Source organism: Subsaxibacter sp. CAU 1640 (assembly GCF_023156585.1).
GTDB lineage: Bacteria > Bacteroidota > Bacteroidia > Flavobacteriales > Flavobacteriaceae > JBPOFM01.
Genome location: NZ_JALNMI010000003.1, coordinates 56368 through 74970 on the forward strand (window position 1 = coordinate 56368; position 18603 = coordinate 74970).

The following is an 18603-nucleotide window of genomic DNA, read 5'->3' on the forward strand; positions in this document are numbered from 1 at the left end:
AACGATTATGATTCAAATATAACAACAATCATTCCTAAAATGCAAAGTTTCGGACTAAACTTTAACATTTTATTGCACAATAACTTTTTTTCAAGGCTGATTTAGATAACGTATCTTTGCAAATTCAGAATCTAGAAACCCTATGTTTAGTAAGCTTTCAGACGTAAATCCTAAAGAAAATATCATCATCAAAGGCGCCAATCTGCACAACCTAAAAAATATGGACGTGGTGATTCCGCGCAACAAATTGGTGGTCATAACGGGATTATCTGGCTCTGGAAAGTCGAGTTTATCGTTTGATACGCTCTATGCCGAAGGCCAAAGACGCTACGTGGAGAGTTTGTCGAGTTACGCACGTCAGTTTTTGGGTCGGCTCAATAAACCGAAAGTAGACTACATCAAAGGCATCGCACCTGCTATTGCTATTGAACAAAAGGTAAATTCAACCAATCCGCGTTCTACCGTTGGTACATCCACTGAAATTTATGATTATCTGAAATTACTGTTCGCAAGGATTGGTAAAACCTACTCGCCTATTTCGGGCGATTTGGTTAAAAAGCATACCACCGCAGATGTATTGGATTTGGTAAAATCGTTTGATGAAGGTGAAAAACTGTTGCTCCTCGCTCCTATTACTTTGGAAGAAGGACGCAGTATGGAAGATAAACTAAAGGTACTGCAACAGCAGGGTTATGCACGTGTGCAGTATGAAAATGAGGTTTTTCGTATTGAAGATACGTTCGATAAAACCTTTAAGAAAGACGTCTTTTTGGTGGTGGATCGAATTGTGGTGAAACACGAAGAAGATTTCTACAACCGATTGGCAGATGCTATTGAAATCTCCTTTTTCGAAGGAAAAGGCACCACAATCATAGAATCATTGTCTGATAACAAGCAGACGGTTTTCAATAACCGATTTGAGTTGGACGGAATGACCTTTATGGAGCCGAATGTTCATTTGTTCAGCTTCAACAATCCTTATGGTGCGTGCCCTAAATGTGAAGGTTATGGTGATGTGATTGGGATTGATGAAGATTTGGTAATTCCTAACACAGCCTTGTCTGTCTATGAAAATGCCATTTTTCCTTGGCGCGGCGAAAGTATGAGTTGGTATCGTGACCAATTGGTGAACAACTCTCATAAATTTGATTTCCCTATACACAAACCCTATTTTCAGTTAACTGACGCTCAAAAGCAATTGGTTTGGGATGGTAATAAGTATTTTGAAGGTTTGGATTCGTTCTTTGCGGAATTGGAAGCAAAGGCATATAAAATTCAAAACCGCGTAATGCTGTCGCGTTACAGAGGTAAAACAAAGTGCAACAAATGCCACGGAAAACGTCTTCGACCTGAAGCCAATTATGTGAAAGTTGGTAATGCGACCATCACCGATTTGGTGGGAATGCCATTGGATAAATTAACAGCATTCTTCAATCAGTTGGAATTAAGCGACCACGATACAAAGATTTCAGAGCGTTTACTTAAAGAAATTACCAATCGTTTGAGTTTCTTGTCAAATGTTGGTTTGGATTATTTAACACTGAATAGAAAGTCGAATACCTTATCAGGCGGTGAGAGTCAGCGTATCAATCTTGCTACATCATTGGGTAGTAGTTTGGTGGGCTCAATGTATATCTTGGATGAACCAAGTATTGGCTTGCATCCTAAAGACACTGAAAAGCTGATTGTAGTCTTGAAAGCTTTGCGCGATTTGGGTAATACGGTGATTGTGGTAGAACACGACGAAGATATTATGAAGGCTGCCGATGAAATCATTGATATTGGTCCAGAAGCTGGAACGTTTGGTGGTGAAGTCGTGGCTGCTGGAACTTATGAAGACATCTTAAAAGCAGATACCTTAACAGCCAAATATCTCAACGGAGAGATGGAAATCACAGTTCCTAAAAAACGTCGCACTTCCAAATATCAAATAGAGATTGTTGGCGCACGCGAACACAATCTTAAAAACGTTGATGTCACTTTTCCTTTGGAAATGTTGACGGTCGTGACAGGTGTTTCCGGTAGTGGGAAGAGTACTCTAGTAAAGAAAATCCTCTATCCTTCCATTCAAAAGCACTTAACTGGTTTTAGTGATAAGGCTGGACAGTTTTCTGAAATTAAGGGCAATTACAAAAACATTCAACAGATTGAGTTTGTTGATCAAAATCCAATTGGTCGCTCATCGCGTTCCAATCCGGTGACGTATATCAAAGCTTACGATGATATTCGTGCATTGTTTGCTAATCAGAAGTTGAGCAAGATTCGGAATTATCAAGCAAAACATTTCTCTTTCAACGTCGATGGGGGGCGCTGCGAAACTTGTAAAGGTGATGGTGAAGTCACCATTGAAATGCAGTTTATGGCAGATGTGCATTTGGTGTGCGAAACCTGTAACGGCAAACGTTTCAAAAAAGAAATCCTTGAGGTTACTTTTGAGGATAAAAACATTGACGACGTTCTCAATATGACCATTGATGATGCTGTGGCGTTCTTCGACAAGCACAATCAATCGAAAATTCAATCAAAATTGCAGCCTTTGCAAGATGTTGGTTTGGGTTACGTCACGCTTGGACAAAGCTCTTCTACCCTTTCTGGTGGTGAAGCGCAGCGTATCAAGTTGGCAACGTTTCTTGGGAAAGGTTCAAAAAGTGATAATGCCTTGTTCATTTTTGATGAGCCTACCACTGGTTTACATTTTCACGATATCCAAAAGTTATTGAAATCCTTTCAAGCCTTGATAGAACAAGGTCATTCAATTATCGTGATTGAACATAACCTCGACCTAATCAAATGCGCCGATTATATCATCGATTTAGGTCCTGAAGGTGGTGAACGTGGCGGACACCTGGTAGCAAGCGGCACACCAGAAGAACTGGTAAAAAACAAGAACTCTGTTACTGGGAAATATTTGAAGGAAAAGCTGTAAAGCTTTAAGCGATATGCTTAATGCAATAAGCATCCATTCTTGATCTTTAACCTTTGCGTCTTTGTGAGATACAATCTAAAAGCTAAAGGCTAACAGCTAATAAAACAAAAACGCCATGATCCCCACAATTACGGCTGCAGATGGAATGACAAACGACAGAAACAAAAACGAAATCACGCTACTCTTTATAAAACTCAAAAAGATACCTTGCTGATAGAAGTTTTTGACACCTATCAACAAATAAAAGAAGGTGGATAGCATCGTAATTGCAATGATCCAAGAGGGAAATTCATCCCACAGTAAGGATAAGGCAACCAACAGAGAAAACACCGTAAACAAAAACGAAAAGAAGTAAAACGTAAACACCAAATGGTAGGCAAATCGGCCTTTGTTGAAATAAAAGATCTTCAATATCAATGCAAATATTGGCAACAGAATAAACATTGCAATCGGTATACTGCTGTAAAAAGCCTGTAAGATAGAACCACCGCTTTTGTTTTTGTAAAACTTCAATGCCTGACGGTAAAAGCGCTTTTTAATAGCTCCTGCATCATCCTCCATACCAATATGCTTCAAGATATCATCATCGGTAGCACCAGTTTCTAAAAGTGAGTCTATTTCTGTTTGATTAAAATTCAATCCAGCGATCGAACTGTTCATTCCTCTATCTTGTTTTTTTTTGGCTTCAACCAACGAGGAATCCACTTGCATTATTTGTTCATCTGTAAGCCCCAACTGCTTCTGATTCTTCTTTAAAGGACTTGTTATATTTGCATCTATAATAGAATCTTGCAGATGCTTCAACGAGTCTTGCTCACGCTCTTGAATGGAATCCCTAACAGCCTCTACTTTATCAAACTGCTCTTTTAAGCCTGTGTCAATACTTTGCGCCTGTTGCCTCGAAATGAATGACAACAGAAAGAAAAACACCACCGAAATAAACAGATACATCTGTGCAGGATGTAGATATAACAAGCGCTGACCACTCACAAAACGTTTCGGCAAATAGCCTGGCTTCGTCATCAACGGAATAAAGCTTTTGAAAAATCTGGCGTCTACAGAAAAGTAGTTGGCAATGGTATTATGAAACAGTACGCCCAGCGTCAGCTTGTCTTCTGCCTGCTGTCCACAATACGGACAGTACGGATAGTGTGCCTCAAAGCGCTGATTGCAATTGGAACATTCGATGGTTGGCTTTCGCATAGCGGTTGGTCAGTGATTGAAGATATAAATGTACTAAAAATCATCAATAGTTAGAATCGCCTACAAAATTCTTTCAAATTGAATAACTAATTGCTACACAGGCGCCAACATCACACTTCTACCTTCTCACTTTGAGGCATTTACATTTTTGGCACGCATATTGGATACTCATAGTAGTATAGCGTAAGCCGAAAAGCTTTTAACCAGAGTAGGCACAATCTTAAATCCTTTAATTATGAAAACAACAGTACTTTTTACAGCAATGGTGTTAATGGGATTAACATCTGCTAACGCAACAAAAACCAACGTTGCACCACAAGGTGAAGATTTCAATTATTCAACACGCTATCACTATGCAGAACCTATCTTGTTTATGGAGCGCGGTGTTGAATTCCTAATCTTTCCTGACGGAAGTTTTGATTTCAATACCAATGCCGGCAATTCTGCAAACTCGTACAATGATGATAGCTATTACTATTACAGAGGCAACAGCGCTGTACGTGGCGGTGTCAACACCACACAAGGTGCGCCTGGTACCGTAAGCAGAAGCAATTACTACACACCTAGCTATGGTGGCGTGCTGATACAACACGACTTTGATGGTAAGGTAAGACGTATCGGTAACGTGTTTATCAACTATGATAGCGTAGGCCGTGTAAAACGTGTGGGCTCTGTATATATGAGCTATAACCGTGGCGGTATGCTTACCCAAGTGGGTGGCTTGCGAATCACTTATAACAGCTGGGGCGAAATTATGCACAGCGCTGGTATGGTGAACCACAGCAATAGCCAGTATAACATACAGTTAGGTCAAAACTATGGCAACAGTTATAACAACTATGGTGGTTTTGATGATGCTGATGACTATTACTACTACCGTCAAGGAGATAAAGTAAAGAAACAAAAGAAAATAAAGAGATAACATCTACTTATTGTTGAACCGAAAACCCTGAAGTCCTTCCCCAAGGCTTTGGGGTTTTTCAATTTTTATGTTGAAGTAATAAAACCAAAAAACCACCTCCTATTAAATAAGAAGTGGTTTTTTCTGAATATCAACACTACTTGTCCGAAAGCCTGATCAGTCCAACTCTCCAACAAGTCTAAAAGCTAACAGCCATTAAAGATATTTATGGTTAGGGCATTTTCTAAATGATAAACCACTGATTTCTTTATACTGAAAACTTCTACTACCGAATAATGATAAAAACACATTCTTCACCGCGTAAGCCCTATCCACTAATCCTGTGATATCCTTATACATAATCACATCACGCGCTATACGTGCATTTCTAGTTTCGGTACGCATCATCTCCACAGCACGATATTTATCTACCATTCGTGTATGCTTGTCTCTCAAAGCATTTGGTTTCAATTTTATCGCACCAGGAGTGTAAGCGGTTTGCTGTTCTAAAAACTGTATAAACGCTTCAAAGTAAATAGCCAACTGGGCATAACTTTGGTGGCTCACACTATTAAGGTCTAAATCATCAGCTTTCGCTTTAATAACACGATACCCTTGTATCACAGCGTTCAAGTTCTTTAATTGTGCGATGGCCATTGCAGACACACCACAAGTTGTAAAAAATCTCACCGCTTGCGTACAAGTTGTTTTCAAATCAGCATACTCACTCACCTGCGCTTCAACAGCTACATCCAGCAACGCTTGTTTGTTAGACAATGTAGAGATAGACTGTGTAGCGGCGTCATAAACGTCGTGCAAAGCATCCGGGTCTAGCAATGGGTTGGTGTTAATGTAGTCGTCTCCTTGCGCATCAACAGCGTTAGAGATACGCCCAAAGTTTCGTAGATTGATACCATGCCCAGTCTCCTCGGTACGGCCTTTCTTTTTCGCTTTAGGTACATCCGCTTCCTGTTTGGCAGCAGCAACTTTTTGAGATTGAACATTCACGTTTGGTTCAACTGTAGCCGGTGCTACAGGAGCCTGTTTCACAACGGCATTCTGCCCGTTGTGTGGTACAGAGCCATTAAGCACTGCACCGTTAGTAGGATATGGATTGTCGACCATATTGATTTGGAATAAATTAATAAATAAAACGTTACCCATAATGCACTTACATCACATACACATATAGTGTAACTATCGGCATTATTTATTGAATCCCTACGGGACTATGGACAACCGTGTCCATCACTCAATAAAAAATAAAATTGAAAATCACTCTACATAAATCGGAACTCGAAGTCATTTGTCCCTTGAGCGAGCTACTGATCATTTAGCAGCTTGTAGCCATTTGACTATCATGTCACTGATATAGCATCAGTTACACAATGCAATACTACAAAATATTTCAATACATCCGACAAAGCGCAATAAAATCCGATAAAAAACATTCAAAAATAAGAAGAAACTGTAATACAACCACTTATCGCAACACCGCGCCACTGCTCACAAATCTTGACATTTTGATGATAGAAAAATATTTTGAAAAAATTTTGAAAATAATTAGTGATAGATACTTTCTTTAACATAAAAACTTATCTTTACCACAAGCCGTAATAAGTCAGTGAGGTTGGGCCAACCCTGTGGATGAATGGTAGCGCAACCGTCTTTAAAGAGCGTTATTTTTTACGGTCAGTCCATAAAACCCTAACATTAATTTGGTAGGGTTTTTTAAATAGGAATATACAAAGCGGAAAATCTTAAAAGCAGGTTACTCCAAAGAGCATAAATAAAACACCAAAGCCATTGCCTTGACGGATTCAGTCCGTTAGGAACTACACTTTGGTGCACTCGGTGATTAACTTTGTTACGGATTGTCAATGCCACCGAATTCATAAAGGTATCAAAATTAATATAATATAGATAATTTGTCCCTTTACGGTTTTCCACATTCACATTATCAGAAATATCCCTACATTTACAAACACTCCAAATCTCTTTGGCATGCTGAATTTATTTCAGCATCTCATAAATCAAATTCTTAATATTAAACCTTTAAAACAAAATTCATGAGATTCCGTATCATAACTATTACGTGTCTATCAATTCTAATTTTATCCTGTGGTAAGACTAAAGAAGAAATTAAACTGGAACAACTACAGACTGAACACAATAAAGAAATCGAAAGGATTCATTTGGAAAAGATTGAGGTGGGAAAGTCAAAGATGAAAATGGAATTAACCAAGGAGTTGGAAAGATTAAACAAAATAATGGAGCAAGAAAACAAAAAGCTTGATGAAATTAATGAGTTTAAATTAGGACGTTCTAGCTCTACAAAAGACAAAGAACTTTCCGAACAGAATAAAAGAATATACTTTTTAGAAACAGTTATTTCTAAAATAGAAAATGAAATTTCAGAGCTTAATTTAACTCAAACATATGATTTTCAAGATAGTCCAAAACAATTAGTAAATTATCTATTTGAAATGGCTCAAAACAAAGATTTCAGTAAGATGAGACATTTGTGTGACCCTTATGGCGAAGGCGACAATGAATCCAGATCTCTGTGCTTGTTAGAAATACATGAAGCGGGTTCACAACAGAGATATATAGAAACCTTTCAGAATGGCAGAATTATTGGAAACCCAATACTTGAAGATAATGAAGCGATTGTGGAAATTGCCACAGGTCCAAACTCTGACAGGTTGATTAAAATAAATTTAATTAATAGAATGGGTAAATGGTATGTTTATAGTCTTTAACTAACCTTTATAATGTCAGGAAATTATCAAGAATTATTTAATAGAGATAATCTTGAGCTATCAGAAAATGAGGCTATTGATTTAATAATTGATTGGCGCGATAAATCGAAAAAATTAGATTTAAGACACCTAACTCATTTTGTAACTCCTGATTTAGAATTAGAAGAATATTTTGAAATTAAAGGATTATACATTGCTACTAATATATTGCGACAAGAATATGATTTTGAAAAAGATAGTAAACCAGGAGATTTTGATGTTGTCGTAATACCATTTTCAGACTCGAACATTCATTTTGAAAGAACGGGTGTATTAGAGGTTAAAATTGTTAGGCCTACTAGAAAAAAACCTTTAAAAAATTCAAATTCTCTAGGCGTTACTCAATTAAAAGGCTTGATCAATGATGGTTTTCCATTTGTAGGTCTCATGCATCTATCACTAACAGAACCGTTGAATGACAATGAAAAAGGGATAATTGATTTTTGCACTTTACCGGTCGGAGATAATGTAAAATTTGAGAAAGGAAAAAAATTTGAAGATTATTTAGTCAAAATTAAATTTGATGGTTTTCAAGGGTTTTCGGTCGAAAAACAAATTCAACGATTGATTTCAAATGATATCCCAAAATATGCTGCATTAATATGTTTAGGGATAACTCAAAAGCCTGATAAATCAATTTGGTTAGAGACCGTCTCACGCAAATATTCATGTTTTGAAACAGGTTATTTTAATCCGCACGCTAAAAAAGAAACAATCCAAAAAGTTAAGAATCATTTCTTGGTAAATCAATCAAAATATATCAAAAAATCATTCAAATAAAGTATAAATCTTAAGAAAACGGTATGTCTAATTTGTTAAAATAAATGAAATCAGAAAGTCCTATTTAAACATCGGTTAAGGGTAAATCCTACTGTTTATAATTACATTGATAGCATCGGTGAAGATGGAACATTATCCATTGAGTGAAATAAACATAAAAAACTGACTTTTCCCAGCATATTTGACTATGAGACAATTTATATTTTATGAGATACAAACTGCAGCAATTTGTCCATATAAACTTCTTTTTTTTGATCAATTTATAGTACCTCTAAAAGAATCAAATCAATTCAAGTTTTCTAATATTTATGCTTTTGCAAAAGTCAAAAAACTGCGATTTGATTTGACAAATACTTTTGTGAAAAACAAAAGACAATTAACCACCACGGTTGTATTTGATGACAACTTAACAAAAGAACTCACCGTATCATTTTTTGACACGGCACCTATTTTTAAATCAGTTTACAAGACTCGTGAAAATTTTGAAGACATGCTTTCCGATGAAGATGATTTTTGGAGTTGTGAGTTAGATAATGAAAGATCTTCTAATGAGAAATTGCATTTTTTTCAAAAAGCCAAAACGGGGCAAGTCTTTGAGTTTTGGATGACACCCGAAAACATTGAAAGTGCTTCAGAAATAATTGATGATATCAAATTTGATAATCGTCCAGAGATTGTTTATATAGGTCAATCTTTTAGAATGATAGATAGAATTTCTTCACATAAAACTCTACACAAAGCAGTTTCTGAATTATCAGATTCGGAAGATCTTCGTATTTATTTCTTGACTTTCAAGTATGGTTATGGAGGCCATAAAAAATATGCTGATTTGTTAGGAAAAGTAAGTCAAACTTGGTTAAGCAAGCACGGTAACTCTAAAGAATATAAAAGTAAAATAAATCTTGTTGAAAGATTTCTAATACATTTTTTTCAACCAACTTATAATACTCAACACATACATACGGAAATTCAAAATGATAAATATGTAAATGAAATTATACACAAAAATAACATCGATGTTATTTCTATTAATTATGGGATACATGGTAAAGCATTTGAATTTTGGTCACCAAATCAAAAACTAAATTCAGAAATAGTTTCATTCAATTTTTTTAAGCCTGAAGATGGATATCAAACAGGATTAGTAACCAATCTTCCATAAAATGGATAATTAATAATCTTTATACAATAAAAATTTTTCATCCAAAATATGTCATTTGAAAGGACAATAAAGGTTGCGTTTGATAAAATATCAGGAATGATTCTTGAGGCTAATGAAGTTTTTGAAACTTATGAAAGTGCATTTGAAATTCGGAAGCAATTTCATAAAGACGAAGTTGAATTATATTGCTGCGAATGTTCACAAAAGCTAAATGTTTCCACAAGTAAATATGATAGGCTTCATTTTAAACATCAGCCAAATGCTGAATATTGTCTTTTAAAAGACTCAAAACTGTTGCCAAAAGAAACAGATGAATTAATTCGAATTTATAAGTCAAAAGAAAGTAATAGACATAAGGAGTTAAAAAACAAAATTGCTCGAACCCTTTCAAAAGTAAATGACATTTCATCAATTAATTTAGATGATAGATATATTATTGATGAAAAACACAAACGTAAACCAGATGTTTTTTGTATTTATCAAGACAAAAAAATAGTTTTTGAAATCCAACTTTCAGATTTATCTTTAAGATATATAATTAGTCGTTACGAGTTTTATAAACGTAATGGAATTTATCTGATATGGATATTGGATAATTTTGACGTACAAGGTCAAAATCAAACCGAAAGAGATATAAAGTATTTGACCGAATATCAAAACTTCTTCAAGTTGGACGAGGACACAAATGATTTTAGACTTGTGTGTACCTATAAATATCCTTTTTTAGTTAATGAAAATATATTACTAACTAAATGGATCGAGAAATCAATCGGTCTTACTCAATTGAAATTCGACAATGAACTATATCAAGCATATTTTTTCGACTATAAAAAGAAACTTGATCAAAAAGAAAAAGAAAGATTTATCAAAATTGAGAAAAGTAAGAAATTAGAAAAAGAAAGAATTAAAGCAAGAAAGTTAAATGACGCATTAGAAAAAACACAAGAAATAATTGAAGATTTAAGAAATTTATGGAAAACTAAAGCTCTTAATTTCAACCCTGTAAAAAACAAGATTTCAGAACTGGATGAATATGAGTTAAAAATACTTAATGAATCAAAAGCATTTGAAGACGAAGAAAATGAACCTAAAATTCACAAATGGTTTTCAATTGCAAAAAAAAATAATTATGCATTTTTGGAATTTATGCTTAATTGTCACTCAATTGAATTTGACGTTAATAAAAAATCTAAAAAACAGAAAAGTCTTTTTCAAACCATATTTAATAATAAAGAATTGGAATATGGAAAATATTTAACAAGACTAATACTTAAAAGAGGTTATATTTTCACCAAATTAGACGAGGAAATACTTCAAGAATGGTATCCAATAAAGAAGGAAAAGCAATCCGAAATATTACTTCATTATTTATCTAACAAACTTAACAACAGACATCTGATAGATAAATTATTTGAACATCGTAATTTAATATGCACAATCGAAAGTGCAAAAAAAAATGAAATTATAGGATTCGGATATAAATCAAATCAATGGCTTGCCTTTGCAAACAATGCAGTTCATTCATATAAGGAATATTGGGATTATATAGAATTGGCATTTAAACATTACAACATTTGGAATAAATTAATTGAGTTAGATAAAAAAGGAACATTTAGGAAAAAAGTAACCGCTTTTTATAAAGAAAGGCCTCATGCTAAATATGATTGTGATTTATTAATTAAAATTCTATATCCAGAATTGCATGATGAAAATTATTGTGTCTAAAAAATTTCATGATTCCAAATCGGGCAGATTTAGCTTTGCTTAATTCGGCTTTCAGCCTCAAGCGTAATCCCTTCTCTTAACCTCAAGCTCTTTTCTCATAAACAAAATCTTCCAAGATCGTAACAAAATCTCTCGAGGTCGCAACATATTCTTGCATGGTCGCAACATATTCTTGCATGGTTGCAACATATTCTTTCATGGTCGCAACAAATTATGGCATGGTCGCAACAAAATATGGCTCGGTTGCAACAAATTATGGCATGGTTGCAACAAAATATGGCATGGTTGCAACATATTCTTGCATGGTCGTAACAAATTATGGCTCGGTTGCAACAAAATATGGCTCGGTTGGAACAAATTATGGCTTGGTTGCAACATATTCTTGCACTGTATAAACACAAAACCCCAAAAGCTAACAGCCAAAAGCCAAAGGCCAAACACCCACCACAGACACTAAAACCAACTTTGGCACGTTGTTTGAATACTAACAATACATGTTAAATATAATTCAAGCACTCATGAAAAAATTAGCTTTATTTTTTACTGCAGTGTTCCTTGTAGGGACCACGGTAAACGCAAAAACCACCAACGCTCTTAAAGATAATTCATCTGCCAATGCTTTCAACAGAGGCTATGGCAACTCCTTCATCTTTACAGAAGGTGGTATTGAGTTTTCTGTATTCCCAGACGGTCAGTTCGACTTCTACGCTCCTAATTATGGGCCAGACGTCAACGTATCTGTCAATACCCCAAATGTATCCTTCAGTTTCAACACAGGCTATGACTATAATCCGTACGTACAGTACGATGATTTTGGTGCCATCATTCAGATAGAGAACATTCCTATCTATTATGACTTCTATGGCCGTGTCACGCAAATAGGCAATGTAGATATCAACTATAACAGTTATGGTCGTGTAGCACGTTTGGGTGGACTTTATGTGCACTATAACAGCTACCGCACATTTACGCACTGCACTGGGTTTATCAATGTGTATAACCGCCACTATGTGTACCGTCCTTGGCACGTGTATTACGCAGTGCCAGCACCAGCGTTCTGCATCGTGTATGCACGTCCGTACCGCCAGTACTACACACCAGTGAGACATCACTATTACAGACCTTACGTCAATAATTATAGAGCACCTGTAAGATATACCTATCACAGCTCACCACGAGCTACATCAGGACGTCGTAATACAGGAGTGGCCACAAATAGAGCCAGCGATAGATATCGTCAGGATGCGTCGCCTAGAGCCAATAGTTCTGTTGCTACTAATGGCAACGGACGTAACACACGTAATGCAACCACAAGAAGCACTACAAGACAAGACAATGTAGGACGCCCTGCAGGTAATGCCAGATCTACTGAAACCGTAAGAAACTCTAATGGCAGAAATACTACAAGAGCAAACAGTTCAGTAAACCAAGGAAGCAGAGCTGTTTCTAATGATAGAAATGTACGTAGCAATACACAGCGAAGCAACGTTAGAAATGAAGGAGTTCGAAATAATTCAAGTTCTAATGTGACCCGTAGCACCAAAGCTGTGTCTAACAATACGAGAAGTGTTAAATCTATGCCAAAAGGAAAACCGAGCGCTTCAAATACACGTATATCTAATACAAAGCAACAACAACGAAGTAGTGCTCAAAGAAGTAGCACTTCTAGAGCAAGCAAACAACCAAGTGCACGCTCTAGTTCCAGAAGAGGAAACTTGTAAACATATATAAATTTTTGGTTGGTTAGTTGGAAAGTCCCGCTCTTAATATGCCTCAAAGCATCTTGCGGGGCTTTTCTTTACATCCCCACGAAAGTGGGGATCTCTATTTGATCACTAACTCAAATTTAAACCTCATAAGAAACCTACGGCAAACCGCCCACTGCTCAAAAAACATTAAACAATCTTCAAATACTTCCTGATCATCACAGAAATATCTTCGGATACATTCAGCTTTAGAATCACAAGCACATAAAAAACAGTCAGTAAGATGGATTTAAGGGCAATGTTGACAATTGGATGAAACGGAAACTCCCAAAAGTAGAAGATGCCGACACTCACGATAAGAATAACCAATACTTTACCCGTCTCTACATTAAATGGCATCATATTGAACTTTCGCTTTACAAAGTAAATCTTGATGGTATTATAAATAGAAATCGCCAAAAATGTCGCTAATGCCGACCCGTTGATGCCATACAAAGGAATCAAAAGGATGTTGAGAATCACAGCAAGAATGGTCAACATCACACCAAACACCAGCACCATTCGATAATAATCACTGTTAAATAGTACCACATTGTTGCAACCCATAAGATTGTCGTACAGTTTCGCAATACTCACTAAAAACACTACAATCAAACCACCGCTAAATTCTTCTGGAATCAATAAGTACATTTGGTTGATGTTCAAAACAATCAACAAGAAGATAAAACCACCAATGACAAATAAGGTCTGTGAACTTCGGATGTACAAATCCTTGAGCGCTACCATATTTTTGGCATTGAGAAAATTGGCAGTCAAAGGTTGAAGAATCTGCTGCATAGCCCTTGAGGGCACAGCAATAACCGTCGCAATATAAATGGCAACGCCGTAATACGCCACCTTTTCAATATCCATATAAAAACCAAGCATAAACGAATCGATATCCAGAATCACTGTGGCAATCGAACCTGCAATGATAATCAATGAGGAATACTTAAGGATGGCACTTACATTCTCAATACGGTTGAATTTAAAGACAGGCAAGCGCACACTAAAGGCGTATAACATCATCACAACCATCCGAAGCACATAAACCAGCACCACACCCACTATAAACTCCTGAACGTCAATCCAACCAAAGTTGACCGTAAACAACAACACCATCACTCCCACTCTATGAAAAACTTCCTTCATAAAATTGCCAAAGACCGTAAGCATTTGAGTCTTTGACCAAGCAAAAAACAGCTCGAAATATGCCATTGCAATCGCTGATGCATAAATGTACCAAACATAATCTGCAATGATATCATTCTTTTTTGAAAGCAATTCGCCAATGACATCATAAGAAAACACACCAACAATCCCAACAGGAATAATGAGTGCCAAAGGCAAAAAGAGCATCAAGGTGAGAAAGCTATTAAGAGAATTTTTAGTCTTGAATGTGGAATAAAACTTCACCAAGGTATTGTGAGCTCCAAAGGCCATCAATGGCATCATTATGTTTGCCGTTGAAAGAATGTAAGCCACGAGCCCATAATATGTATCTGAAATAAAATATGTGTAAAGAAATAAAGTATTGATGGCACCAATGCCAAAACCTAGATAGGTCGTAATCGTGTTCTTAAAGGATTGGCTGGTAACAATTCCCATTAGATGAGCTCTGACAGTGTTTTGGTTAGTTCTTTTCTGCTGTAAGGCTTTAAACCGATTGGATACGATTGTAAATTGCCCTGTTTATACGCCTCAAAATACGTCAAAATTTGCAATTTCAGTTCCTCTGCCGCATCATAATAGAAATAATACCCTGTATTGGTGGTTTTAATAATATGTTCCACATCACTTTCTCGAGGACCAATGGCGAGTATAGGTGTTTCCGAAACCATATATTCAAATAGCTTCCCAGGTATGATGGCTTTGGTGTCTTCAGAATCAATTTCGACCAACAAAAGCACTTGCGATTGTCTTTGTTGCATCAAGGCCTCGTCGTGACTCACATAACCCACAATGTTGATATACTTTTTTAATTGATGTGCGTCGATATCTTTCAAAACATCTTCGCTTACCACACCTATCAACTTCAATTGAAAATGTGCTGCAAAATCAGGATGGCTTGCAACCAATTCTTCCAATACCTTCCAAAGATTTTTAGGATTGCGTTCTGATAACAGCGAACCAATATGCGACAAGGTGAACTTATCATCTTTGTGAGCCTTTGGTAAGTGCTCTATGTCATAGCCGTTTGTAATAACTTTGATGGATTGATTCGTTTTTTCAACAAACTCTTTCTTGGTATTGTTGCTAGTCACAATGATGGTGTCAGCAGTTTCCAAGACTTGCTTTTCCAAATTCTTATGTTTTGTTGCAGACGATTTTGTGAGCTTCAACTTTTTATGATAACCGATGGTCGTCCAAGGATCTCTGAAATCTGCAATCCATTTAATAGTTAAGGTTGCTTTTAACCGCATACCAATCAAGTGCAAACTGTGTGGAGGTCCAGTAGTGATGACAGTTTCAATATTTTCCTTTTGAATATAATCAGATAAATAGCTCACCGAAGGTGCCACCCAAGCTTTACGTGCATCTGGAATGAAATAATTGCCCCGTACATACAGCATCAACCGTTGAATGAGCGTTTGCTTTTTTTTCTTCGGAATCACACCAGAACTAATGGCATTTGCAGACTTCTTTGATAGGAATTTCGCCAATCCGTAAGGCTCCTTTATCTTCTGACTAATGACAGTAACATCCTTCGGAATCTCTGACTTCAAGCTTAAATCAACAATAGGATAACTGGGATTTTGTGGAATATAAACAACAGGATGAATATCAAAATCAGGAAGATACTTCACAAATTTTAGCCAACGCTGCACTCCAGGACCTCCTGCTGGTGGCCAATAATAGGTAATGATGAGCACTTTTTTTGGCATTTTTGACTGTATTTCCGTTGGAAGAAATTTATTCTTTAGGAGAAACCTTTTTCTTTTTGAATTCAAAAAACAATCCAGCAAGTATCAACAATCCAAAAACAACTGAACTTGCCAAAGCTATTGAGCTTCCTGTTTTGATGACTTCAGGTTCAAATTTAAATTCAATGGTGTGTTGACCTTTTGGAACTTCCATTCCTCTTAAAATATAATTTACGCGATAGTGAGGTGCCTCTTGTCCATCAATAAAAGACTTCCATCCTTGACCATAATACACTTCAGAAAAGACTGCAAAACCATCATTTTTATTGTTCGATTGATACTTCAGGTAATTTGGTTTATACACTGAAATATTGATAGTTGCAGTTGAGTCAATAGTATAATTTTCATTTGAAAGAGATTGAGTAGTTATCGCCTTTACTTTGGTATCTAAACTATCCAATGCTTTGATTTCTTCATTGGCAGAATTCAGTTTTTCAACCTTGCCTACAAACCAGGCATTGCCATTCGCATCTGTGTTTTCATACGGAAAGATGTTGCCTTGATCATCATCTGCAATGATGTATTTTGTGTTCAGCATATTGAGCACGTTCATATTGTTTCTTGCGATATGAAAATCAAAAAGTTCGTCATATCTCCCCAATTTTGCAGCGTGGTATCCAGACAACGAATTATGATAATAGGCCGCTTTACCTGGTTCTCTAGAAACAACATCAAAAACCCTGAAATGTGTGGTATCCTTTAAGATTTCTAAATCGGCACCATTAGGTTGATAAGGTTTATTAACTTGAATAGATGGAATGAAGTTGTCATTATTGACATAACGTTTGTTGACACCGATTAGATCAAACAAAATCAAAGCCGCAAAAACGACTAAAACCAACTTTTCCGATAGTTTTTTCTTTAAAAGCATAAACAATGCTCCAGCTGCGAGAAGCACTAAAATGAGACTTCTTAAAGTATCTTGCGTGAAAAATGCCTTTCTATCTTCTTTTACAGCATCAATAAAATTTGGTCCGTAATTCTGACGATAGAATCCATCATTGACGCCAACAAAATCAAAAGAAGACTTAAACAATAAAAACAACAGCGCCAATCCACCAACAATAAGTGTTGAGAATTTTAAAGCCTTCATCTTCTTCTCCTCTGATTCAAAATCATTAAACATTCTGTACAATCCAAAAATGGCAAGCACAGGAATACAAAGTTCCAGAATGACCTGAATAGAACTAACTGCTCTAAACTTGTTGTATAATGGCACAAAATCAATGAAAAAGTCTGTCAGAAAACCTAGATTTTTTCCATAGGATAACAACAAGGATAAAATTGTACCACCGACAAGCCACCATTTGAGTCTACCCTTAACCAAAAACAATGCGAGCACAAATAGAAAAATAATCACTGCACCGATGTAAGCAGGAGCTTCTACAATCGTTTGGTCACCCCAATAAGTCGGCGTCTGTTTAACTTCCTGCATTGCTTGTACTGGAGTTGCTCCCATAGCAATGTAAGCTTTATATATAGCCGAATCTTTGCCGACATCTTCATAACTGCCACCACCTAAAAAGCGAGGAATGAACAAATTAAATGTCTCTAAAACACCATAACTGTACTCTGTAATATATTCTTTGCTTAAACCTGTCGTGACCTCTTTTGGAGTTCCGTCAGCGTTGATAGTCAGTTCACTTTGACCACGCGTGCTTTCCTTGACATACTCTTGCGTTGCCATAATGTTGGTGGCGTTCAAACCAATTGACAACACTACTGCAAGCACCAATAATCCCACTGATTTAAAATAATGAGGAAGCAATTTCTTTCTAAAAGCATCAATCAAATACGCAATGCCCAAAACCATCACGAGCAACATCAAATAATAGGTCATCTGAAAATGATTGGCACCAATTTCCAAAGCCATTGCCACTGCTGTGAGTAAAAATCCGGCAATATATTTCTGCCGAAACGTGAGAATGATACCACTCAACACCAACGGCATATAAGCGATGGCGTGTGCTTTGCTGTTATGTCCAACGCCAAGAATGATGATGAGATAGGTCGAAAAACCAAAGGCTAATGCACCCAAAGCCGCCAGTTTAAAATCAACTTTTAAGCACAACAATAAAATATAAAATCCGATGAAATAAAGGAACAGATAATCAGCAGGTCTTGGTAAAAATCGTAGAACAGAATCGAGTTTTTTAATGTAATTGTGTGGGTAATGCGCGCCTAATTGGTACGTTGGCATACCTCCAAAGGCACTATTGGTCCAATAGGTTTCTTCACCTGTGGTTTCCCTGAAATCATTTTGCTGTTTTGCCATACCAATATAGTGTTTGATATCGCTTTGGAATATCTGTTTTCCGCTCAAAACAGGACTAAAATATAACAGAGAAATCACCACAAAACCAATAACCATCAGTAAGTGTGGAAGAATTTTTTTTACAGACAAGTGCATTTAGTTAGTTTCTAAAATTGATTTGG

At 36.4% G+C, this 18603-nt stretch carries 13 protein-coding genes; 8 read left to right on the top strand and 5 right to left on the bottom strand.

The features are described 5' to 3' along the window. Positions 1 to 142 precede the first annotated feature (142 nt). Positions 143 to 2926: an excinuclease ABC subunit UvrA gene (gene uvrA / locus M0G43_RS07775; RefSeq protein ID WP_248024871.1), complete on the top strand. Its 2784-nt coding sequence runs from the start codon at positions 143 to 145 to the stop codon at positions 2924 to 2926. A gap of 96 nt (positions 2927 to 3022) precedes the next feature. Here the strand turns inward: uvrA and M0G43_RS07780 are convergent, their stop codons facing one another. Then, positions 3023 to 4129: a DUF3667 domain-containing protein gene (locus tag M0G43_RS07780; RefSeq protein WP_248024872.1), complete on the bottom strand. Its 1107-nt coding sequence runs from the start codon at positions 4127 to 4129 to the stop codon at positions 3023 to 3025. Between the two features lie 235 nt (positions 4130 to 4364). Between M0G43_RS07780 and M0G43_RS07785 the strand changes: the two genes are divergently transcribed. Beyond that, positions 4365 to 5051 (top strand): hypothetical protein, encoded by a 687-nt coding sequence (locus tag M0G43_RS07785; protein WP_248024873.1) that lies wholly within the window; start codon positions 4365 to 4367, stop codon positions 5049 to 5051. 195 nt (positions 5052 to 5246) lie between these two features. Here M0G43_RS07785 and M0G43_RS07790 read toward each other — a convergent pair whose 3' ends face one another. Continuing rightward, entirely contained in the window at positions 5247 to 6155 is a 909-nt protein-coding gene (locus tag M0G43_RS07790; RefSeq protein WP_248024874.1) for a hypothetical protein, read from the bottom strand. A gap of 944 nt (positions 6156 to 7099) precedes the next feature. Between M0G43_RS07790 and M0G43_RS07795 the strand changes: the two genes are divergently transcribed. The 6 genes from M0G43_RS07795 to M0G43_RS07820 all read left to right on the top strand — a co-directional run bounded on the left by M0G43_RS07795 (position 7100) and on the right by M0G43_RS07820 (position 13219). Then, positions 7100 to 7792, top strand: coding sequence for a hypothetical protein (locus M0G43_RS07795; protein ID WP_248024876.1), 693 nt, complete (start codon positions 7100 to 7102; stop codon positions 7790 to 7792). A 12-nt stretch (positions 7793 to 7804) separates the two neighbouring features. Continuing rightward, positions 7805 to 8611 carry a hypothetical protein gene (locus M0G43_RS07800; RefSeq protein WP_248024878.1) on the top strand — a complete coding sequence of 269 codons (807 nt, stop codon included), beginning with the start codon at positions 7805 to 7807 and terminating at the stop codon, positions 8609 to 8611. Between the two features lie 187 nt (positions 8612 to 8798). Then, entirely contained in the window at positions 8799 to 9773 is a 975-nt protein-coding gene (locus M0G43_RS07805; RefSeq protein WP_248024879.1) for a hypothetical protein, read from the top strand. A gap of 48 nt (positions 9774 to 9821) precedes the next feature. After that, positions 9822 to 11498 (top strand): DUF6035 family protein, encoded by a 1677-nt coding sequence (locus tag M0G43_RS07810; RefSeq protein ID WP_248024880.1) that lies wholly within the window; start codon positions 9822 to 9824, stop codon positions 11496 to 11498. 197 nt (positions 11499 to 11695) lie between these two features. Then, complete coding sequence (locus M0G43_RS07815; RefSeq protein ID WP_248024881.1) at positions 11696 to 11893, top strand: hypothetical protein; 198 nt, start codon at positions 11696 to 11698, stop codon at positions 11891 to 11893. 123 nt (positions 11894 to 12016) lie between these two features. Beyond that, positions 12017 to 13219 (top strand): hypothetical protein, encoded by a 1203-nt coding sequence (locus M0G43_RS07820; protein WP_248024882.1) that lies wholly within the window; start codon positions 12017 to 12019, stop codon positions 13217 to 13219. A 174-nt stretch (positions 13220 to 13393) separates the two neighbouring features. Here the strand turns inward: M0G43_RS07820 and M0G43_RS07825 are convergent, their stop codons facing one another. From M0G43_RS07825 to M0G43_RS07835, 3 genes are read right to left on the bottom strand one after another with little or no spacing between them, the layout of a single operon-like run. Then, the gene (locus M0G43_RS07825; protein ID WP_248024883.1) at positions 13394 to 14851 is read right to left on the bottom strand and encodes an oligosaccharide flippase family protein; all 1458 of its coding nucleotides are present in this window, start codon (positions 14849 to 14851) and stop codon (positions 13394 to 13396) included. Beyond that, complete coding sequence (locus M0G43_RS07830; protein ID WP_248024884.1) at positions 14851 to 16128, bottom strand: glycosyltransferase family 4 protein; 1278 nt, start codon at positions 16126 to 16128, stop codon at positions 14851 to 14853. The genes M0G43_RS07825 and M0G43_RS07830 overlap by 1 nt, the downstream gene beginning before the upstream one ends. A gap of 28 nt (positions 16129 to 16156) precedes the next feature. Next, entirely contained in the window at positions 16157 to 18577 is a 2421-nt protein-coding gene (locus tag M0G43_RS07835; protein ID WP_248024885.1) for a YfhO family protein, read from the bottom strand. Between the last annotated feature and the right edge of the window lie 26 nt (positions 18578 to 18603).